The 21,776-nt window shown below is 69.1% G+C and carries 13 protein-coding genes; 1 reads left to right on the forward strand and 12 read right to left on the reverse strand.

The features are described from left to right. The 3 genes from BZL64_RS01265 to proB all read right to left on the reverse strand — a co-directional run. The coding region (locus tag BZL64_RS01265; protein ID WP_143662933.1) for an aldehyde dehydrogenase family protein at positions 1-559 on the reverse strand (559 nt) is incomplete at its 3' end. A gap of 130 nt (positions 560-689) precedes the next feature. Then, positions 690-1,232, reverse strand: a complete 543-nt coding sequence (locus BZL64_RS01270; RefSeq protein WP_086765131.1) for a hypothetical protein — start codon at positions 1,230-1,232, stop codon at positions 690-692. A gap of 165 nt (positions 1,233-1,397) precedes the next feature. Continuing rightward, the gene (gene proB / locus BZL64_RS01275; protein ID WP_086765135.1) at positions 1,398-2,504 is read right to left on the reverse strand and encodes a glutamate 5-kinase; all 1,107 of its coding nucleotides are present in this window, start codon (positions 2,502-2,504) and stop codon (positions 1,398-1,400) included. A gap of 239 nt (positions 2,505-2,743) precedes the next feature. Here proB and BZL64_RS01280 point away from each other — a divergent pair, with 239 nt between their 5' ends. After that, on the forward strand, positions 2,744-4,138 hold the full coding sequence (locus BZL64_RS01280; protein WP_086765139.1) for a polysaccharide pyruvyl transferase family protein: 1,395 nt from the start codon (positions 2,744-2,746) through the stop codon (positions 4,136-4,138). 91 nt (positions 4,139-4,229) lie between these two features. Here BZL64_RS01280 and BZL64_RS01285 read toward each other — a convergent pair whose 3' ends face one another. From BZL64_RS01285 to BZL64_RS01325, 9 genes are all read right to left on the reverse strand, one after another. Continuing rightward, on the reverse strand, positions 4,230-5,444 hold the full coding sequence (locus BZL64_RS01285) for a glycosyltransferase family 2 protein (protein ID WP_086765142.1): 1,215 nt from the start codon (positions 5,442-5,444) through the stop codon (positions 4,230-4,232). Between the two features lie 226 nt (positions 5,445-5,670). Beyond that, positions 5,671-7,737 carry a hypothetical protein gene (locus tag BZL64_RS01290; RefSeq protein WP_244205134.1) on the reverse strand — a complete coding sequence of 689 codons (2,067 nt, stop codon included), beginning with the start codon at positions 7,735-7,737 and terminating at the stop codon, positions 5,671-5,673. A gap of 156 nt (positions 7,738-7,893) precedes the next feature. Further along, on the reverse strand, positions 7,894-9,393 hold the full coding sequence (locus BZL64_RS01295) for a bifunctional cytidylyltransferase/SDR family oxidoreductase (protein ID WP_086765148.1): 1,500 nt from the start codon (positions 9,391-9,393) through the stop codon (positions 7,894-7,896). A gap of 656 nt (positions 9,394-10,049) precedes the next feature. Further along, entirely contained in the window at positions 10,050-11,642 is a 1,593-nt protein-coding gene (locus BZL64_RS01300) for an alkaline phosphatase D family protein (protein WP_086765150.1), read from the reverse strand. Between the two features lie 187 nt (positions 11,643-11,829). Continuing rightward, positions 11,830-13,266 (reverse strand): GTPase ObgE, encoded by a 1,437-nt coding sequence (gene obgE, locus BZL64_RS01305; RefSeq protein ID WP_086765153.1) that lies wholly within the window; start codon positions 13,264-13,266, stop codon positions 11,830-11,832. A 125-nt stretch (positions 13,267-13,391) separates the two neighbouring features. Further along, entirely contained in the window at positions 13,392-13,646 is a 255-nt protein-coding gene (rpmA, locus tag BZL64_RS01310; RefSeq protein ID WP_073793698.1) for a 50S ribosomal protein L27, read from the reverse strand. A 14-nt stretch (positions 13,647-13,660) separates the two neighbouring features. Continuing rightward, entirely contained in the window at positions 13,661-13,981 is a 321-nt protein-coding gene (gene rplU, locus BZL64_RS01315) for a 50S ribosomal protein L21 (RefSeq protein ID WP_030601628.1), read from the reverse strand. 226 nt (positions 13,982-14,207) lie between these two features. Continuing rightward, entirely contained in the window at positions 14,208-14,654 is a 447-nt protein-coding gene (locus BZL64_RS01320; RefSeq protein WP_086765156.1) for an SUKH-3 domain-containing protein, read from the reverse strand. Between the two features lie 71 nt (positions 14,655-14,725). Beyond that, positions 14,726-21,673 (reverse strand): polymorphic toxin-type HINT domain-containing protein, encoded by a 6,948-nt coding sequence (locus BZL64_RS01325; RefSeq protein WP_143662935.1) that lies wholly within the window; start codon positions 21,671-21,673, stop codon positions 14,726-14,728. Positions 21,674-21,776 lie beyond the last annotated feature (103 nt).

Raw genomic sequence — 21,776 nt, forward strand, 5'->3', positions numbered from 1 at the left:
GATCCGCGACGGCGTCGGCGGGCAGTCCGGCGCCGCCGACGGCGTCGCGGATCACCCGGACGAGGGCGCTGTTGGACTCGTAGGCGGAGCCGGAGCCGCGCAGCAGGACCGCGTTGCCGGACTTCAGGCAGAGGGCGGCGGCGTCGACGGTCACGTTCGGCCGGGCCTCGTAGACGATGCCGACCACGCCGAGCGGGACCCGGACCTGGCGCAGGTCGATGCCGTTGGGGAGGGTGGAGCCGCGCACGACCTCGCCGACGGGGTCGGGGAGGGCGACGACGTCGCGCACGTCGGAGGCGATGGCGCGGATCCGCTCCGGGGTGAGGGTGAGCCGGTCGACGATCGCCTCGCTGGTGCCGGCCTCGCGGGCCTTGGCGATGTCCCTGGCGTTGGCCTCGACGATCTCGCTCGTACGGACCTCCAGCGCGTCCGCGATGGCGAGCAGCGCGTCGTCCTTGGCGGCCCGGGGCAGTGGCGCGAGGTCGGCGGCGGCGGCCTTGGCGCGGTAGGCGGCCTGGGTGACCGGGGAAAGGGCGTCGTACGGCGAGAGCGTGGTCATAGGGAAAGGGTAGTGCGCGGCGCGGACCCCCTCATGGCTCGTTCCACAGCGCGAGACACCTGCCCGGACGCCGGTCGGACAGTGGCGGGGACCTCTGCCGGGGCGCCGCTCGGGGCACCTGCCGGGCCCGTCAGTAGGGGTGGACCCCGACCGGTGTCGCCGGGGCCGGGCCGTAGCCCTCGGCGATGCGCAGGTGGTAGGTCTGGCGGTCGATGACCTCCAGGCCGACGATCTCCCACGGCGGCAGCCCGGCCGTCTGGCGGTGCTCGCCCCACAGGCGCAGGGCGACGGCGGCCGCGTCGTGCAGGTCGCGGGCCTCCTCCCAGTAGCGGATCTCCGCGTGGTCGACCGCGTAGCGGCTGGTCAGGAGGAAGGGGTGGTCGTGGGCGAGCTGTTCCAGCGCGCGCCGCACCTCTCTGAGGTCGGCTTCCTCGCCGGAGACGCTGAGGGTGACGTGCCACAGACGGGGCAGGTCCGCGGGGCGGGTCCGCTCCTGGCCGTCCTCCTCCTGCCGCTCCCGGTAGTTCTCCCCGGCCGCCACGCTCGTCAGGGCGCGTTCCTCACCCGCCGGGCGTGAGACAGCCGGTCGTGAGGCAGCCGGGCTCGATGCAGCCGGAGTCGCGCCGCCGGCACTCCCACGGGCCGCTGCCACCCCAGGGCGCACTCGTCTCACGACGGCCTCCTTTACGCGGCGCTCGTGTGCGGAACATGTCCCAGACACAAAGTTGAGCAGGCCGCACCGCTCCGTGGGGCCGTTTCACGGAACGTCCCCCACCGGTACGGACCGTTCGAGCGTCGGCGGGTGCGGCCGTTCGACTGTGCGCCGGAGGCGGCACCCTCAGGGGTGCAGGATCACCAGGTCGTCGCGGTGGACGACCTCCCGCTCGTACTCGGCGCCGAGTTCGCGCGCCAGTTCGCGGGTGGAGCGGCCGAGCAGCTGGGGGATCTCCTTGGCGTCGAAGTTGACGAGGCCGCGGGCCACGGCGTGCCCGGAGCCGTCGCGCAGTTCGACCGAGTCGCCCGCGTTGAAGTCGCCCTCGACGGCGGCGATGCCGGCCGGCAGCAGCGAGGTGCGGCGCTCGACGACCGCCCGTACGGCGCCCTCGTCCAGGGTCAGGGAGCCCTGTGGGGTGGACGCGTGCTGGAGCCAGAGCAGCCGGTCGGCGGAGCGCTTGCCGGTGGCGTGGAAGTAGGTGCCGGTGTCGCCGCCCGAGAGGGCGTCGGCCGCGTGGACGGTGTCGGTGAGGACGACGGGGATGCCGGCGGCGGCCGCGATCCGGGCGGCCTCGACCTTGGTGACCATGCCGCCGGTGCCGACGCCCGCCTTGCCGGCGCTGCCGATCTCGATGCCGTCGAGGTCGGCGGGTTCGCGCACCTCGGCGATGCGTGAGGTGCCGGGTTTGCTGGGGTTGCCGTCGTACACGCCGTCGATGTCGGAGAGGAGCACGAGGAGGTCGGCGTGGACGAGGTGGGCGACGAGGGCGGCGAGCCGGTCGTTGTCGCCGAAGCGGATCTCGTCCGTGGCGACGGTGTCGTTCTCGTTGACGATCGGGAAGGCCCCCATCGACAGCAGCTTGTCGACGGTACGCGAGGCGTTGCGGTGGTGGGCGCGGCGGCTCATGTCGTCGGAGGTGAGCAGGATCTGGCCGACACGGACGCCGTAGCGGGCGAAGGAGGCGGTGTAGCGGGCCACGAGGAGGCCCTGGCCGACGCTGGCCGCGGCCTGCTGGCGGGCGAGGTCCTTGGGGCGGCGTCGCAGGCCCAGTGGTGCGAGTCCGGCGGCGATGGCACCGGAGGAGACCAGGACGATCTCCCGCTCCCCGCCGCTGCGGATCTTGGCGAGGACGTCGACCAGCGCGTCCACCCGGTCGGCGTCCAGGCCGCCCGTGGCCGTGGTCAGCGAGGAGGAACCCACCTTGACGACGATCCTGCGGGCCTCGCGCACGGCCTGCCTTGCCCCTGCCACCTTGTTCTTCGTCCCCTTGTGTAGGTCCATGGCTGCCCGTCAGGCAATCTACGCGAACGGTGGCGCGGGGCGCGCCGGGGTTTCACGTGCCGGGACGGTCACCCTGTGTGAGGGTTGGTTCACGATTTGCGTACGGCAAAGAGGTTGCACAGGTTCCATAGGAAATTTGAAGAGATCCGAAATTTCCTTTGAAGTTTGCGTGACCTAAAGTTCGCGGTGTGAAGCGCATACTCCTGAGATCGGGGAAGAGCCCCTTCGACGTACTCCCCGTCGAGGAAGCCCTGCACCGCGACGTGATCGCCACCAACTCCGGCAACCTGATCTTCAGCGATGCCGCCCACAAGATCCTGACCACCCCGGACACCGAGGTGGTCTCGAACAGCATGCGGACCGAGGTGGCCGCGGCCGGTCGCATCAACGAGGAGTACGACGCCTTCGTCGTACCGCTCGCCAACGCCTTCCGGCCGACGTTCGAGCCGGCGCTCCAGCGGCTGACGCGGCTCATCAACAAGCTGAGGATCCCGGTCGTGGTGCTGGGCGTCGGCGCACAGGCGGGCATCGACCAGGACACCGCACGACTGAAGGCCATGGAGCCGACGGTGCGGGCGTTCTGCTCGGCGGTGCTGGAGCACAGCGCGTCCATCGGGGTGCGGGGCGAGTTCACCGAGAAGTACCTCACCGACATGGGCTTCCGGGACGTCGAGGTCATCGGCTGCCCGTCGATGTTCCTGCACGGCGACCGGCTCACGGTGGAGAAGCGGGTGCCGTCGCTCACGCCGGAGTCGCGGATAGGCGTCAACGGCTCGCACACGGCGGTACGCAGCGGGGGCCTGCACCGGATCATCACGCGGACCCACGCTCACTACCCGAACCTGCGGTACATAGGCCAGAACCTCACCGACGCCAAGCAGCTGTACTGGCGGGACGTGAACTCCTCGGCCGGCCGGGTGACGCAGATGCCGACTCATCCCAACCACCCGATGTACCGGGAGGACAAGGTCCGGGTGTACATGGACCCGGTCACTTGGATGGACGATCTGCGCGACTTCGACTACTCGTTCGGCTCACGGATCCACGGCAACATCGCGGCACTGCTGGCGGGTACACCGGCGACCGTACTGGCGTTCGACTCGCGCACGCTGGAGCTGTGCCGGTACTTCGAGATCCCGCACCGGCTGCTCAGCGAGGTGCCCGCGGACCTCGACCCGGCCGACCTCTACGAGGAGGCCGACTTCGGGCCGCTGACCGGCAACCACCGGGAGCGCTTCGAGCGGTTCACCGGCTTCCTCGACAAGAACGGCCTGCAGAACACCTTCACGCACGGCGACGGCGGCGCGGCCTTCGACAAGAAGCTCCGGTCGCTGACCTTCCCCGCCGGGGTGCGGCCCTGGAACGACGCGGACCTCGCCTCGCTGACGAGCCGGTTCGGGTGGCTGCAGCAGCGGATCGGCGAAGTGGAAGCGCACAACGCGGAGTTGAAGCGGGAGCTCGCCAGGAACCGGGCGGGCGCCAAGGTCGCGGCCAAGGCCGCGATGGTGACCCCGTCGATCTACCGGCGGGCCCGGCGCGCAGTGGGAAAGCCGCTGCGGCGGGCGTTGAAGCCGTCGAAGTAGCCGAAGCCGCACCAGGGGCAGCGGGAGCGGCCGAGGCCTAGGCCCTGCACACGGCCGAAGCCCGCGCCTCCGACGGTGCCGCAGCCACGCCTCACACCGCCGCCGTCCTGCGCACCGTCAGGCGCCGCAGCTTGCGCCGTACCTTGCGGGCCGCTCTGCGGAGGAAGGACTCGGTCGGGCCCTGACGCCAGCCCGGGAATGCCTTTGCCTCGCGGGGTTCGGCGAGGTAGACGCGGTCGGGGATCCCGGCCGCGCGGTCCCGGAAGTGCGGGTAGGCGAGGTACAGCCGGGTGCCGCGCTTCTCCAGGACGGGGTCGGGCTCGCGCTTGTCCCTGATGAACTCGATGACGTCCGCGAGGAGATCGGCCCGTCCTTCGGCGACCAGGTGCAGGCGCAGCCGCTCATGGACCTTGAGCCGGTGGGAGACGCCCTCGTTCCAGTAGGCGTCCATCAGCGGCTTGGCCAGTTCGAGTTTGGTGCGCCGGATGTCCTCGTCGTTCCTGAGGAAGACCGGCCCGAACTGCGGCAGCAGGGTCACCAGGAACGGACGGACCATGAGCACGTCCCGTTTGGCGCCGGGCGGCAGCATCCGGGCGATCAGCTCAGTCAGGGCGCGCGCGGAGTCGAAGCGCAGGGTGTAACTGCCGCTCTTGGTCACGTGCTTGCCGTCGCTGCGGCCCACCAGGTAGTAGCAGGTGTAGTCGGCGACCACGGAGACGCCGTCGGCCCGCAGATAGGCCTCCATGGTGAACACCGCGTCCTCGCCGGTCCACAGGGACTCGTCGAAGTGCATGCCGTGCCGCTCCAGCAGCGCGCGGCGGAACAGCTTCTGCGCGCTGAGGGTGAACTTGATGTTGGAGGAGAAGACGTCCGTACGTTCGAGGGTCTTGCCCCACATCGACCGGGGCGCCTTGCGGTCGACGCCCTCGACGCGGCCGAGGACCACGTCCGTGCCGTTGCGGTCGGCCATCGCGACCATGCGTTCCAGGGCCTCGGGCCCGAGCCGGTCGTCGGCGTCGAGGAAGAAGACGTAACGGCCGGTGGCCTTGGCCAGGCCGACGTTGCGCGGGCCGCTGGGGCCGCCGGAGTTCTCCTGGCGGATCACCGTGACCGCCATGGGGACGCGGGCGGCGAACTCCTCCAGGCAGTCGCCGCTGCCGTCCGTGGAGCCGTCGTCGACCGCGATCACCTCGATGCGCGCCGGGTCCAGCGACTGCGCCTCCACCGATGCCAGACATTCGACCAGGTACGGCATCGCTTCGTACGCCCCGATGATCACGCTGACATCGGGCTCCGCCACGGTCACTTCTCCCCCTCGCCACGCACGGTTTTCCCCCTGGTCGATCATCTGGCAACCCGATAGACGGGGGATTACAGAAAGGGGTTGCTTGCGTTACCAGTGCTTCTGAGTGTGTGCCGCGTCACAGCCTACGGAAACGGCTCGGCCCCCGGAAGATTCCCTCTCCGGGGGCCGAGCCGCTTTCACACAGAGCGCCGTACAGAGCGCCGTCAGGCCGTCAGGCCTCACGCCGTCACGCCGTCACGCCGCCCTCCGCCAGTTCCGCCTCGCCGGCCGCGGCGACGACGTGCGACGCCTGGCCCACGTTGCGGGCCTCGGCCTTCAGCGCGAGGTCGGCGATCGCGGCGTCGAACCGCTCGATGGAGGTCGGCGCGTCCGGGCCGAGCAGATACTCCTTCAGCTCCTTGCGGTCCGCGGCCAGCGGATCGGCGGACGGGTCGCGGACGGCGTCGAGCAACTGCTCCACCCCGGCGGCGTCGTTGGTGAGGATCACGGCCGCGCGGACCGCGGTGTTCTGCCGCCGGAACTCCTCCGCGCCCAGTTCCGCCGAGTCGGTGACGGCGTACGGCTTGCCGCTGGCGATGAAGTCGGAGACCACGCTGGAGATGTCCGAGACCATCGCCTCGGAGGCGTTGAAGCAGTCGTACAGCCGCGGCTCGGTGCCCGTGATGACGCGGTGCTCGTACGACGGGAAGGAGCGCCAGTAGGCGTCGTTCCAGTCGGTGCGCAGCCGGGCCGCCTCCTGGTGCTTGCGCATGTCGACCAGGCCGTCGCGGCTCGTCACCGCCTCGTCGGCCTTCTCGTCGAAGGCGAGGGAGAGCCCGTCGAGGCGGGCCTTGAGGCGGGTCAGCTCGGCCTTGGCCTTCGCCTGGGCGGCCGGGTCCGCGGTGAAACGGGGGTCGGCGGCGCGCTCCGCGGCGGCCTTCTTGACCAGGGCGGTGATCCGCTGGTGCGCGGCGCGGGCCTTGGCGCTGCGGCTGCCGGTGAAGGGGTGCGGCTTGTACAGGACACGGACCGGGGGTTCGGCCGTGACCAGCTTCTTCACGATGTTCACGCCGGCCAGCAGGATCGAGGTGTTGCCCGGGTCGTCGTCCCATCCCTCCCAGGTGGGCGCGTACAGCACGGTCGGGATCGAGTCCTGCGGCGTGCCCTGCCAGGGCTCGATGGGCGCGAGCTGCGGGCGGCCGACCTCGACGATGTCCTCGTCGCGGATGCCGACGTCGGCGATGGCGTAACGGTCGCGGCCCGCGCGGCCGGCGGTCCACACCTCGTCGTACACCTTGCTGAACGGGTTGACGCTGGCGAGCTTGTCGCTGTCGCCGTGGCCGATGAAGACGTGCTTCATCGTGGGTACGCGCAGCAGGTGGATGTTCTTGCCGACGTTGGCCGCGTACAACGCGACCCGCACCATGGAGAGGTCCATGTTCATCAGGTGCACCCCCCCGGGCACGCAGATGACCGGGACCGTGGTGGGCGCCATCTTCTCCATGATGACGCGCTCGCGCAGGATGATCAGCGGGCGGGACTCCAGCTGCTCCATGGTCTCCAGCCACATGTTGACCTGGTAGGCGGAGTCGGCGGAGCCGGAGAAGTACAGCACCGTCTCCGGGCGGTACTCGCGCAGCCAGGCGCTGACGGTCTTGAGTACCTTGTCGGCCTTCGGCGGGACCCGCTTCGCGCGCAGGTACGGCATCAGCGCGAGGACGTACAGGGCGCCGAGGCCGAGGGTGGCGCCGGCTCCGGCGAAGGCCGCGGGCTCGCTCTCGGTGACGGCGTACACGAGCAGGCCGGTCATGGCCGCGAGGTCGAGGTGGAGCATCTTCAGGCCGGCCCGGCGCAGCAGGAGGCGCGGCGGGGCGTCGGCGATGGGCAGACGGGAGACCAGGTCGACGTTGCGGGTCACGACCGGCATCTGGCGGCGGTTGCCGATCAGCGTGACGAGCGCGCCGTGCGGGGCCTGGAGTCCGAAGAAGACCGTGAAGCAGGCGATCGCGGCGTAGAAGCCCGGCTCCTCCGAGAGTTCGAGCCGGGACAGGAGCACGATCAGCAGCAGTTCTCTGACCAGGAAGCGGATCGACAGCCCGGCTCTCACCTTGCCCAGCAGGCTGATGAGGTAGCTGCCCTTGCGGTGGAGGTAGAGGTCCGCAAGGTAGGTCACTGCGGCCGCGGCGGCGAAGGCGGGGACGCTCGGGACGAGCGCGGCCAGCATGAGGCAGGGGAAGCCCAGCGTCATGAGGGCCGCCGCGGCCAGCTCGGCCACGCTGCCCACCCGGGCGACGCGAATAGCGGTCGTTATCACGGAGAAACCTGCTCTGGGAGGGGGCCGGTCAGTGAATCCGAAAAGTCCAGAAAATACTTTGTGAAGGTTTCCAGAGTTTTACGGATTCAGGCCTCTGTGAATATCCCGTAAACAGGAAGCCACAGAGGCCTGAATTTCAAGGCTAATGGCGGTTGATTATGCCACGCCGTCCTGTCGGTCGAGCACGCCGGCCAAGGCCTGCTCGAAGCCTGAGGCGCGGGAGGCGTCGGCGGTCGGGTCCTGCTGGCGGACGTCGATGACGTGTCCGGTCAGCTCGGACAGCAGGACGTCGAGGGAGGTGCGGGCCACAGCCTCCGAGGAGAGCAGGGTGCCGGCCGGCTCCTGGCCGAAGGCCTTGGTGCGCATGGGCGTGGCGGTGCGCTCCGGGTTGACGCAGTTGACGCGGACGCCGTCGCCCGCCCACTCGTCGGACAGGGCCTGGGTGAGGTTCACCATGGCGGCCTTGGTCGAGGAGTAGAGGCTGTACTCGGCGCGGCCGCGGGTGTAGCTGCTGGAGGTGTACAGCAGCAGCTGACCCTTGGTCTCGGAGAGGTACTTGTACGCGGAACGGGCGATCTGCACCGGTGCCAGGTAGTTGACCTTCAGCGCTTCCTCGATGGTCGCGTTGTCGGTCTCGGCGAGCTTGCCGATGCGCAGCACGCCGGCGGTGTTGACGACGTAGTCGATGCGGCCGGTCTCGGCGTAGGCCTTGGACAGCGCGTCGTCGACCTCCTCCGGGTTCTCCACGTGGGTGTTCGTGGTGGAGCGGCCGAGGGCGTAGACGGTGGCGCCGTAGGACTCGGCGAGTTCGGCGATGTCCTTGCCGATGCCGTAGGAGCCGCCGAAGACGACGAGTGTCCTGCCGGTGAGGAGTTCGCGGTAGGCCTCCTCGCTCATCTGCTCGGGCGCGGCGGTGGAGCCGAGCTGGAACAACTTGTCGGCGATGAAGACGTCGACGGGCTGCGTGACCTTCATGTTGTACTCGTCGCCCGCCACCACGTGGATCGGGACGTCCGGCAGGTAGCGCAGGACGACGGTGCAGTCGTCGGTGGCCTGGAAGTTGGGGTCGCCCGCCGCGACCTCGTAGGCCCGCCGGATGGTGGAGAGCTTGAAGGCCTGCGGGGTCTGCCCGCGGCGCAGCCGGGAGCGGTCCGGGATCTCGGTGATGAACTCGCCGTCGTCGCCGTGCGTGCGGGTGACGATGATGGTGTCGGCGGACGGGATGGCGACGTCGACGGCCTGGTAGCGGTCCAGGGCGGCGACGCAGTCGTCGATGACGCGCTGCGAGAGCAGGGGGCGTACGGCGTCGTGGAAGAGGACGTTGACGTCCTCTCCCTCGGCCAGGCCCTCGCCGAGGGCGGTGATGGCCCGCTCGGTGGTCTCGTTGCGGGTGGTGCCGCCCTCGATGATGCGGGAGACCTTCTTGAACCCGGCCTTGGCCACGATCTTCTCGATGTCCGGCACATAGCCCGGCGCCATCAGCACGATGATGTCGTCGATGGAGTCGGCCTGCTCGAAGGTGGTCAGCGTGTGCTCGATGACGGCCTTGCCGGCGATCTTCAGCAACTGCTTCGGGATCGACAGACCCACCCGCTGGCCGGTGCCACCGGCCAGGATCACTGCGGTGGTACGGGGCTTGGCTATGCGCTGGGACACGGGTGACCTACCTCGGGGCGACAGGGACGGGGAAATGCTCCCACTTTCGGTAACCGCGATGCAAGGTGAGCGCCGTTCAGCGCATATGTGAGCGCTACCTGTCATTCATCTTGCGGTGCGGGGTGAACCTTACGGCGTGGGTGATTGACCGGACGCGGGTGTACCGTCCTCGGATCATCTCGTTAAATCCTGTGAGTAACCGCACAGACGGTAACGGATTGCCGAGAGTGACGGGATTGCGGCTCACCGGCACCGCAGTCGTTCGAGGCGGCATCCCACGGCCGGCGCCGCGAGCGACCCGTACGGCGCCTGGGCTTGAGCCGCCCGGCCGGTGTGGAGATCTTCACGTCCCGCGCGGTGGGGCCGCACGTGTTCTTCATAGGTATGACGGCGCCGTTGCGGACCGGCGTGGAATACGGCGCGTCGGGGAGATCACGGCCACGGAATTCCCTATGGGGATTCCGCAGATTCCGCAGATTCCGAAGATTCCACAGATTCCGCAGCATCTCGGTCTCGGCGAGCGTCCCGGTCCCGGTCTCGGTCTCGGTCTCGGTCTCGGTCTCGGTCTCGGTCTCGGCGAGCGTCTCGGTCCCGCGAGAGCGAGGGGAGCCCGGGACCCCGACGGGTCCCGGGCTCCCCTCTCCCCCAGCGGCGCGTCACGCCGGCCGTACGCCGGGCCTGCCGTCGCTCACACGCAGCGTCGCCAGGGTGCGGGCCGTCGCCTTCGGCTTGCGCACGGTGTCCACGACGCGCACCCGCGCCTCGACGGCGTCGGGGCGGATGTCGAAGAGGTGGTAGCCGCGGTGGGCGTCGATCAGCTTCCAGTGCGGGTTGTCGCCCTTCAGCGGGTCCCACTGGGCGTGGAAGGCGGCCTGGTCCTGGTCGCCGCCGCTGGAGACCGACGCCCCGACGAACTCGGCGCCGACGACGGCGGAGGCCGGGTCGGCGAAGTCCTCGCGCAGGTCGCTGACCATGGTGAGGTGCCGGTCGCCGGTGAGCACGACGGGGTTGCGGACCCGCCGGAACTCGGCCAGCAGGGCGTTGCGTTCGGCTTGGTAGCCGTCCCAGGCGTCGTAGTACCACTTCTTGCCCACGCCGGGCAGCAGGTCGGTCTCGGCCATCATGATCTGTGAGGCGACGAGGTTCCAGCGGGCGTCCGAGCCGTGCAGCGAGTCGAGCAGCCATCGCTTCTGCTCCGCGCCGAGCATGGTGAGCGACGGGTCGTGGGCGCCGGCCTGGCCGGTGGCCTGGTCGCTGCGGTACTGCCGGGTGTCCAGCACGTTGAGCCGCGCCAGCCGGCCGAACCGGAAGCGGCGGTACATGCGGATGTGGGGTCCGTTCGGGATCGCGGTGGCGCGGACGGGCATGTGCTCGTAGTACGCCTGGTAGGCGGCCGTCAGCCGGTTCACGAAGGCGGCGTGCGTCTGCTTGTCGGGGTCCTGCGGGATCTCCCCCGCGAAGTCGTTGTCGACCTCGTGGTCGTCGAAGGTGACCACCCAGGGCACGTGGGCGTGCATCCGCTGGAGATCGGGGTCGCCGCGGTACTGCGCGTACCGGTTGCGGTACTGCGCCAGGCTGTACGGCTCCCCGCTCCCCTCGTGCCGGCGCAGCGCCGTCGCCGAGGGCGCCGACTCGTAGATGTAGTCCCCGACGAAGAGGACCACGTCGGGATCCTGCGCGTACATGTCGGCGTACGGCGTGAAGTAGCCCTGCTGCCAGTTCTGGCAGGAGGCGAGCGCCAGGCGCAGGGGGGTGCGCGAGCTGAGCGGCTGGGGTGCGGTGCGGGTGCGGCCGACGCGGGAGAGCCGGCCGCCGGCGCGGAAGCGGTACCAGTAGACGCGGCCCGGCCGCAGGCCCCGTACGTCCACGTGAACGCTGTGCCCGTACTCGGGCCGGGCCTGGGCGGTGCCCCGTCGTACGCCGGTGCGGAACCGTTCGTCCTGCGCGATCTCCCACTCGACCTGGAACACCCGGTCGGGCATCCCGCCGCCGGCCAGCGGCTCGGGGGCCAGCCGGGTCCACAGCACGACGCCGTCGGGCAGCGGGTCGCCGGAGGCGACGCCGAGGCTGAACACCCCTTCGGGGAGCGGGGCTTCGGCGGCCCGCGCGGCCCCCGGAAGCCACAACTGGGCGGAGGCGGCGGCACCGACGGCGGCGGCACCCACGGCGAGGAAGCGGCGGCGGCCGGGGGACGCGGATCCGTTCGATCCGGCAGGCGTCTGTCCGGCAGGCGTCTGTCCGGTAGGCATCTGTCCAGCAGGCATCGGTGAACTCCCTTGCGTCGCCGGGGACTTCGACACAAGGAAGGTGGCATGCACACCTGGTCAGGGGACTGAACGGAGAATCTCGCGTTCATGACAAGCAGCGAACCAAAGAGAGACCCGCCGCGGCGGATGCCGTGACGGGTCTCTGTCAGCTCCTTGGGGAGCCGGCGGCTCAGAAGGGCTCGAAGCCCTCGAACTCCTGGGTCGCCTCGTCGCGTTCGGCCTGGCGGTCGCGGCGGCGCGTGGTGGCGGGCCGCGGGGCCTCGAAGCGGTGGTCCTCGCCTCGGCGGCCGAGCATCTCGGCGCCGGCCGTCACGGTCGGCTCCCAGTCGAAGACGACCGCGTTGTCCTCGGGGCCGATGGCGACGCCGTCACCGTTGCGGGCGCCCGCCTTCATCAGCTCCTGCTCGACACCGAGCCGGTTGAGGCGGTCGGCGAGGTAGCCGACGGCCTCGTCGTTGTTGAAGTCGGTCTGGCGGACCCAGCGCTCGGGCTTCTCGCCGCGGACCCGGAAGAGACCGTCCTCCTCCCGCGTGACGGTGAAGCCCGAGTCGTCCACGGCCTTGGGCCGGATCACGATCCGCGTGGCCTCTTCCTTGGGCTTGGCGGCGCGCGCCTTGGCGATGATGTCGGCGAGCGCGAACGACAGCTCCTTGAGCCCCATGTGCGCCACCGCGGACACCTCGAAGACGCGGTAACCGCGCGCCTCCAGATCCGGCCGCACCATCTCCGCGAGGTCCTTGCCGTCCGGTACGTCGATCTTGTTCAGGACGACGACACGCGGACGGTTGCCGAGGCCGCCGTACTGCCGCAGCTCCTCCTCGATGGTGTCGAGGTCGGAGAGGGGGTCGCGCTCGGACTCCAGGGTCGCCGTGTCCAGGACGTGCACGAGGACGCTGCACCGCTCGACGTGGCGCAGGAACTCCAGGCCGAGGCCCTTGCCCTGGCTGGCGCCCGGGATGAGACCCGGCACGTCGGCGATGGTGTAGACGGTCGAGCCGGCGGTGACGACACCGAGGTTCGGGACCAGGGTGGTGAACGGGTAGTCGGCGATCTTCGGCTTGGCCGCAGAGAGCACCGAGATCAGCGACGACTTCCCGGCGCTCGGGTAGCCGACCAGCGCCACGTCGGCGACGGTCTTCAGCTCCAGCACGATCTCGTGCGCGTCGCCGGGCACACCGAGCAGCGCGAAGCCGGGCGCCTTGCGGCGGGCCGAGGCCAGCGCCGCGTTGCCGAGACCGCCGCGACCGCCCTGGGCGGCGACGAAGGAGGTGCCGTGGCCGACCAGGTCGGCGAGGACGTTGCCCGCCCTGTCGAGAACGACGGTGCCGTCCGGCACGGGCAGGACCAGGTCCTGGCCGTCCTTGCCGGAGCGGTTGCCGCCCTCACCGGGCTTGCCGCTGGTGGCCTTGCGGTGCGGGGAGTGGTGGTAGTCGAGCAGCGTGGTCACTGACTGGTCCACGGTGAGGATGACATCCCCGCCGCGGCCGCCGTTGCCGCCGTCCGGGCCGCCGAGCGGCTTGAACTTCTCACGGTGGACGGAGGCACAGCCGTGGCCTCCGCTACCCGCGGCGACGTGCAGCTCGACGCGGTCCACGAAGGTGGTCATGGTTGGTGCCTCCAGTGATGTACGTGATGTACGGGTGTTACCTGTGCTAACACGCGAAAGGCGGACCCGCCTTCCCGAAAGGGAAGTGAGGTCCGCCTCGCGAAGCGTTCCCGGTAAGCCTGAGATCAGGCGACCGGAACGATGTTCACGACCTTGCGGCCGCGGAACGTACCGAACTCCACCGCACCGGGCAGGAGCGCGAACAGCGTGTCGTCGCCGCCGCGGCCGACGCCGGAGCCGGGGTGGAAGTGGGTGCCGCGCTGGCGGACCAGGATCTCACCCGCGTTGACGACCTGACCGCCGAAGCGCTTCACGCCGAGCCGCTGGGCATTGGAGTCGCGACCGTTCCGGGTGGACGATGCGCCCTTCTTGTGTGCCATGTCTCCTCAGTCCCTTACTTCGCAGCCGCGGGGATCTCAGTGACCTTGATCGCCGTGTACTGCTGGCGGTGGCCCTGACGACGGCGGTAACCGGTCTTGTTCTTGTAGCGAAGGATGTCGATCTTGACGCCCTTGTGGTGATCCACGACCTCGGCCTGGACCTTGATGCCGGCCAGCACCCACGGGTCGCTGGTCACAGCCTCGCCGTCGACCACGAGCAGGGTCGAGAGCTCGACCGTGTCGCCAACCTTGGCAGTGGAAATCTTGTCAACCTCAACGATGTCGCCGACAGCAACCTTGTGCTGGCGACCACCGCTGCGCACGATGGCGTACACGCGGGTCTCTCTTTCGCTCGGAGAACGGCACCCCCGCAGGCCAGCCACCCGGGCAGGAAACACGGGCGACCTCTCCCGGCCACCGGCAGACCGGCGTCCGGAAGGAAGAGGTTTACGGGGATGTGGCGTGCCACTCGACACGCCGACGGTCAAGGTTACGGGGCCCGGCTTGAGGGGTCAAACCGGGCCCCGGTCCTCAGCCTGCTGGAGCAGGCAGCTCAACCGCTCAGTCGAGGAGCGGCTCCGGAGCGATTCCGAGAATCAGGCACTCCAACCCCGCCCGATCCTCCGCGAAGCGGCTCAACGTGTCGACGACCTGGTAGAGCATGCCCTTCTCGTCGATGCCGAGAAAACCTCCCCGGCCTTCGTCGAACTCCCCGACCGGAAAGATGTTCTCTCCGCTCTCGTCGCTCCACTCGGCGAACCGTCCCTCTTCCCCCAGACACAGCAGAGGGTCGAGGTCGAACGGCTGACGAGCCATCGAGATGCCGGTGCCCGCGTGTGGGAAGGACAGTCCACCGAACTCCGCGAGGAACCGGCGGGCCCTCTCGTGCATGGTGACCTCTCCGGAGGCCTCCAGACGGCTCTGCCACTCGCTGGTCGAAACCCGCCTGCCGGGCCGCCATCCGACGGCTGACAGGGCGCGCTCGATCTCTTCCGTCAGGTTCTCCATCTTCTCCGCCGTCCTCGGCCCGATCCGGAATCGTGCCTCACCATTTCCTCCTCACCGGTCTCGTGTCTCCCTCACGTCACGAAGTCGATGTCGAAGTGCTCCACCAAGGCAGCACAGCTGTTGCACGGGCCGATGGGCATTCCGTGCTTCTCGTGGTTCACGTCGTTGCGGATCGTCACCGCCGCGCCTCTGGCCCCGGTGGGACTCTTGCCGGCGAACAGCGCCTGCGACACACACACCACGAGTCCGCACTGACCGTGTCCCTTGCCCCTGGTGGCGTGCGAGGCCATCGTGTTCAGGACAGACTGCACGGCGGGGTGCACCCGCACCTTGGCGCCGCGGATGCTGGTACTGGCCATGACCGTACCGTCCGACAGCTGGATCCCTTCCGAGACAGCCGGCCGTTCCTTGTTCTTCTTGATCTGCGACGCCTCGTCCGCCACGGACTGCACCGCGTCCATGAGCGGGTCGGAATCACCGTCGTTCTCACCGCAATTGTGCACCAGCAGGGAGACGCCTCCCGCGTACACGTAGTACGTGTGCACGTCCTCGACGGTCAGGTCGTGCGTGCGCTGCCGCTTGTCGAACGCGCTGACGGCCGTAAGGGTGACCGGGCTGCCGTCCACCGTGTGCAGCCGCATACCCGGCTCAAGGTCGCCGGCCTCGATCCAGGCCTGCTCGGAGTCCACCCAGAACGGATGTGTCGTGGTGGAGACCAGGTCCTCGGACGTGCCGGACCGGTCCTCGACGGTCAGGTCGACAAAGTGCTTGTCGTCCTCGGTGACGATCGTGCCCACGACTTCGCGCACCGTCGTCTTCCCCGTGACCGGGTCCGTGACGGTGATCTTGTCGCCGAGCTTCACCTTCTCGATCGGCTCGGTCTCGCCGTTGGCGAGCAGCACCTTCGTGCCGGGCAGGAAGCTGTGCTTCCCGCTGACCGGGCAGGAGCCGCCCTCCTCGTTCTTCTTCCGCTTCTTGAGGGCCTCGGCAGCCTTCTTCCTGGCGTCCTTGAGCTTGTCTCCCGCCCTGGCCAGCCCGGCCTGGGCCTTGCCCACCGCCTTGCTGGACTTCCACAGGTCCTTGGCTCCGCCGATCAGGTCGCCGACCAGACCGGTCACCTTCTTGGCGAGTTTGATGCCCTTGGCCCAGTTCCACGGTGCCCCGTACTTGGCGAGGATCTTGCCCGCGAGGCCGCCTGCGAAGCTGCCCGCGATGTTGAGCAGGGTCTCGCCGCAGGCGCCGACGTCACCGGTGGAGATGCAGTCCAGGGCCGCGTCGACCCCGAGGATGTCCCGCGCGATCTTGACCAGGGCCTTGCCCGCGGACTTGATGCGCTGCTTGGCCGCGGACTGCTGTCCCTGTGCCTGCGTGACGTTCCAGGACGCCTTGTCGTAGTCCGACTGCGCCTCTTCCTCCTTGGTCTTCGGGAAGTACGGCTGGCCACCTCGGCACTCGATCAGACCCTCCCGGCACTCCGGGATGATCATGCCGCTGGGGTCGGCGTGCGTGACCGGGGAGTTGTTTGCGTACGCGTAGCCGTTGATCTGCTGTGGCTGCGTCACGTCGATGACCGGATCGGCTGATATGAACTTGCCGATCTGGGCGTCGTACTCCCGTGCTCCCAGATGTGTGAGCCCTGTCGAGGAGTCGATCGTGCCTCCGACGAAGCCCTTCTCCCCCGGCCAGGTTCCGGTCTTCTCGCCGCGGTCGACACCGTAGGGGTCGAAACGCCGCTGGGACAGGGTTCCGGTCGCGGCGTCGATGGCGAGTTCGCCGGTGCCGTGGTGATCGGATCCAAGGAAGTAGACCTTGCCGGCGGTACGCACCGCGACGGTCTGGTCCAGGTAGGTGTAGTAGCGGGTGGCTTCCGTCTTCGTACCGTCGGCGGAGAGCTTGAGCTCGGTGCCGGGCAGGTAGACGGTCGTGCCGGAGGGGTCCTTGCGCAGTACCCGCGTGCCGGTCGGATCGTAGAGGTAGCTGGTCTTCGAACCGCTCGCTTCGGTGGCCTCCGTGAGCTGACCGGAGTCGTTCCAGTTGAGGACCTGGGCGTTGCCGCCGATGGTGCGCTTGGTGGTGTTGCCCGCGTCGTCGTACTCGTACGACGACTGCCTGTCCCCGGTCGGGGTCTTTTCGACGACCTTGGTGACCTGGTGCGGTCCATCGCCCAGGGCGCCCGCGCCGCCGTACTCGTAGCTGCGGGTGATGTTCTTCGCCGCGTCCAGCCCTGTGTCGTGGTTGATCTCGGAGACACGGTTGCCGATGGCGTCGGTCTCGTACGACTTCCAGTAGGGGGCCGGACCGCCGAGGGAGGTCGCCCCGGCGGCGGAGTCACAGGCCGTCGGGCCGGTGCCCTCCACCGGGATGGCGGAGCCGCGAGTGCCCATGCCGGCCGCGCTCGTCGCGGTGGCCCCGGGCGTCCAGGCGTCCTTCAGCCGCTGACGGGTGTCGTAGGCGAAGCACTGCACGTCCGGCGAGGCGGAGTTCGCGGTGTCCGCGATGGACAGGACGTTGCCGGCCTGGTCGTAGGAGTACCTGGAGTCCTTGGCCGGTGCGGTCCCGCCATAGACGTCGACCACCGAGCGGGTCAGCCGGTTGGTGCCCTTCTCGTAGTTGTAGGTCTGCCACACCTTCTTGCCGCTGCCCGTGGACAGCTCCATCTGCTGGACCTGGCTGACCCCGGAGTAGACGGTGTTGGTGACGTAGGAGTCACTGCCCGTCATCGTCATCGGCCGCTGGAGCGAGTCGTACGTGTAGGTGACCGCCTCCGCAGGCAGATCACCGATGGCGGGCAGGCCGCTGCTCTGGACCGATCCGTCCCGGTTGTACGACGTGGTGAAGACGTGCGTGCCGGCCAGTGACCCCTGCGACGCGGGGATCTGGTAAGCGGTCTTCAGCGGCTGGTAGAAGTCGTCCACCGACTGGACCGCGACGGCGAAATATTCCGTCGGCGAGACGTAGCTCAGGTAGCCGTAGGCCAGGCCCAGCCACCCCGCCTTGTCGTACTTGGTCTCCGTCAGTTTGGTACCGGTGTTCGGGTCGCCCTGCCAGGTCGAGAGCACGCGGCCGAGGTTGTCGTAGACCGTGGAGGTCTTCTTGTTCCGGCCGTCATAGGCGGCGACCGGGCGGTCCAACTCGTCGAACTCCGTGCGCGAGGTACCCGCGTCAGGGTCGATGGACTTGGTCTGGCGCCCCAGCTGGTCGTACTCGTACCGCCACACGTTGCCCTGGGAGTCCGTGACGGTCTCCAGCTGGCCGGCCACGGTGTACGTGTACTTGGTCGACTCGTAGGGCACCCCGACGTTCGGCGAGGCTCCGCGGTAGTGCCGGATCTCCGACGTGTTGCCCTGACCGTCCGTGACGGTCGTGGTCGGCACGCCGCCGACCGGCGGGTCGACATGGGTGAGCTCGCCGTCGTACCGCGTCGCGGTGCGCCACTGCTCGCCGCCGCCGACGGCGAAGATCTGCGCGGTCGGCCTGCCGAGGCCGTCGTACTCCATCAGGCTCTGCGCACCGACCTGGCCGTTGGACACGAGCAGCAGCTCGTCCGCGGCAGGGCCGGAGGCGTTGTAGGTGGAGTTGGTCTTCTTGACGTTCCCGGTGCCGTCGTACCACGTGTCGGCGACCATCCGGGTGCCGTCAGGCCCTTCCGTCTGCATCTGACGGGATCGCAGCATACTGTCGTACAACTGGTACTCGGCGCCGTAGCTACCGTCGTTCTCGATCTTCTCGGTCTTGATCGAGGTGACCTTGTCCTTGCGGACGTTGTACGAGTACTTGATGCTCGGCGTCTGGGTCGACACTCGGTCCGGCAGCCACACCGACGTCAGCCGGCCCATGGCGTCGTACGCGAGGTCCGTCCGCTTGCCGTTGGGGTCGGTCTGGCCCTTGGACATGCCCCAGGCGGGGGCGTAGTCGGTGGTGGTGACGTGACCGGCGGCGTTGGTGACGACGGTCTTCGTCAGCAGGCCGTTGGTCTCGGTGTAGGCGGTCTTCGTCTCCTGCGTCGTCCCCTGCTGCTTGGCGTCCTTCTGGGACAGCGGGCGGCCGAAGGCGTCGTAGGTGGTGGTGCCGGTGACCTGGTATGTCGCCGTGGTGCCGTTGTGCGACGTCATGCGCTCGGTCTTCGTCGCGTCACCCTTGGTGGGCGCGGCGCCGAAGGCGAGGTTGTCGTACGAGGTGCGCTCGTCCGCCAGGACCTGCGTCTTACGGTCGGGCGTCGTCGCGCACTTCACGGACACCGACTCGCTGCGCGAGGGCAGCGCGAGCAGGTTCTTCGCCGTGTTGTCCACGTACGTGGTGCGAGTGCAGCTGTCATCCCTGGTGGTGGAGACGTCACCCTGGTCGTCGACCGTCAGCACCCGGCCGGTGCCGTTGGAGGTGTCGTACGTCGTGGTGGACTTCGTCTCCAGCCAGGTGCCGTCTGCCTTCAGATTGAAGCCGCGGCCGGTCTGCGAGCGCACGATCACCGCGCGGTTCGTGCCCCAGCTCTGGGTCTGGGTGGCGGTGTAGTGCTTCCACGGGGTCTGGATGGACTTGGAGATCAGCTTGGCACCGTCGTAGGTGACGACCTCCAACTGGTGACCCGTGAACTCCTCGTCGTCGGAGAACGACGCCCCCGTCGAGTCCTTCACCGTCACCGAACGCGCGTTGCCCGCCGCGTCCTTGTCGCCGTCCATACCCTGCATGAACGTGTAGTCGACGCGGGTCTTCTGCACGTCGGCCGTGCCGCTGGTGACCTTGACCTTGCCGTAGCCCTGCCAGCCGCCCCAGGTCAGGTACTTGGCGTCGGTGATACCGTCCGGCTTCGCCTTACGCCAGGCCGCGTCGCCCTGGTAGTCGTAGCGGGTGACCATGCCGTCACTGCCGCCGGTGCGGTCGGTCTCGATGACCGCCGACACGACGTACTTGTGGAACCAGTCCGTGATCGGGTCGACATAGCCCGGCGGGGCCCACTTCACCGGGTAGCAGCGCTTGGTCGACTCACCCGGCGCGGGCAGCGAGGCCTTGGTGCAGTCCGTCGGCGCATAGTTGACGTCGAGCTGGGCGCCGGTCTCGCTGAGGACCATCGAGAGGCGGAACCGGTAGAACGGCGCGATGTTGTCGCCGATCGCGTCGACGCGGTTGGCGAGCTGCTCGCCGAACAGGTCGACGGAGGGCAGCTTGATCGCCGTACCGGCGCGGCCCTCGTGCTCGATCTTCGACAGCCACAGCGTCTTGGAGTCGTCACCGTTGTCGGTGAACAGGTGCGTCAGCGTCCAGGCGTCCACGTCCTGGTAGGTCGTGGCGTCCTTGCGCATCTGCGTGACGACCGAGGTCAGCCGCTTGGTGGTGAAGAACGTCTGGACGGGCACGGTGCACTTCGTGCTCGCCTTGCACTCCTGGTCGACCGGGACGTCCGGCCAGTGGGAGGCGTTGGCGGTGGTCCGCTTGCTCTCCGCGCAGTCGAAGTCGGCGGTGGGCAGGCAGCGTTCGGCGGTGTTGAGGACGATCCGGGCCGGCGCCTTGGCGGCGTAGACCTGGCCGTCGCGCTGGCCGTAGTCGATGCGCTTGAGGTAGCCGCCGCGGTGGTAGGCGGTGCCGTTGACGTCCGTCTTGCCGTTGAGCGCGTAGTAGTTGGTCTCGCGGTCGTAGAAGTAGGACATCACGTTGCCGTGGCTGTCCTTGACGTAGTCGAGGCTCCAGCGCCAGGCCTGCTGGCAGTGGGCGCTGGTGAAGGTGGCGTTGTAGCAGGGCTCGCCGGAGTCGTCGCCGAAGATCGGCGCGGTCCAGGTGGAGTTGGTCTCCTCGTTGCCCGTGGCCCAGCCCGGAAGGCGGTTCTGGCCGAAGTAGTACTCGGTGCCGTCCGAGGTGGTGATGCGCCAGTGCTCACCGTCGTTGTCGCCGTTGGTGGCGCCGGTCAGCTTCTCGACCTTGCTGCCGTCGTCGGACGACATGTGCCACTTGCCGGTGGTGTCGTCCTTGACCAGCTCGCCGGCGGAGCCGTTGAGCATGACCGTGGCGTTCTCGAACGCCCAGCACTGCTCGGCCGAACCGGAGTGGCCGTCGTCGGAGCAGGGCTTGTAGCGGCGCTCGATGTAGCCGGCGTCGTAGGAGAAGCCCTCACCGATCCACGAGCCCTGGTTGTTGGTGGCCGAGGTGCGGCCGTCCGCCGACTGGGACGAGTAGCCGAGGCCGACGGTCGGCGTCAGGCCGCCCGGGGTCGGCACGGAGCGGAAGGGGTAGTTCCAGTTGAACGCGCCGGAGGAGGTGGCGACGCTCCAGCTCGACGACGGCGCGAGGGCCGTGGCCTTGTAGGTGCCCTGGGCGCTGGAGGGGCCGGCGGCGACGGCGACCAGGGAGGTCGCCTCGCCCGCCATGGTGGACACGCCCTCGGCCGGGGCGGGCGCGGCGGTCACGTCGGCGGAGACGGTGCCCGTCTTCAGATCGTTGACCGTGGGCAGCACCTTGGGCTGCTCCGGGCACGCCTTGCTGCCGGGCACGGCGATCGTGGCACAGGAGGGAAGCTGGACGAGCTGGAGACGCGAGGCGTAGGAGCCGCCGAAGCCCTCGGCGAACTCCGAATAGTCCACGGTCAGGCGGACCTTGGCCGCCTTGGCCGCGCCGTCGGCACGCTCCACGCCCAGCAGCACGCCGGCACCGAGCTGCGCCGCCCGCTTCGGGTCGAGGACGTCGACGCGGACCTTGCCCGCCGCCGTCGCCGCCTCGGCCTTCGCCTTGGCGACCTTGACCGGCAGGCCGCCGGCCTCGGTCGCGGTGGCCGCGCCGACGGCTATCTCGGCGCCGCCCTGCTTCGGCCACACCGCCTTGTCGAGGCCCTTGACCGCGGCCTTGCGCGCCGGGTCGGAGGGGCGCTTCTTCGTTCTGGCGTCGGATCCCTTGGCGGGATCCCCGTCGTCCTGGACGCCGGGGCGGCTGGTGCGGCCCCGGTCACCGTCGTCGAGCGCCACTGCCTGGACCGACGAGGCGGACAGCGCGAGGGAAAGTCCCATCACTGTCACGGCCAGCGTCTGTCTGGGCATGCGGCGGCTCAGTGAGCGGCCACGGAAGAACATCCGGCAACTCCCTGATCGTAGGGGGAAGGTCATGACGGGAGAGTCATGAAGAGAGAGGGAAGGAACGCGG

It is taken from the genome of Streptomyces bobili, from assembly GCF_002154575.1.
Lineage (GTDB): Bacteria > Actinomycetota > Actinomycetes > Streptomycetales > Streptomycetaceae > Streptomyces > Streptomyces bobili.

Bases quoted from the DNA above. Each gene is read 5' to 3' on its own strand.
- BZL64_RS01325 (WP_143662935.1), bottom strand. From the start codon at position 21,673: ATGCCCAGACAGACGCTGGCCGTGACAGTGATGGGACTTTCCCTCGCG.
- rpmA (WP_073793698.1), bottom strand. From the start codon at position 13,646: ATGGCACACAAGAAGGGCGCATCGTCCACCCGGAACGGTCGCGACTCC.
- BZL64_RS01320 (WP_086765156.1), bottom strand. From the start codon at position 14,654: ATGGAGAACCTGACGGAAGAGATCGAGCGCGCCCTGTCAGCCGTCGGA.
- obgE (WP_086765153.1), bottom strand. From the start codon at position 13,266: ATGACCACCTTCGTGGACCGCGTCGAGCTGCACGTCGCCGCGGGTAGC.
- BZL64_RS01300 (WP_086765150.1), bottom strand. From the start codon at position 11,642: ATGCCTACCGGACAGACGCCTGCCGGACAGACGCCTGCCGGATCGAAC.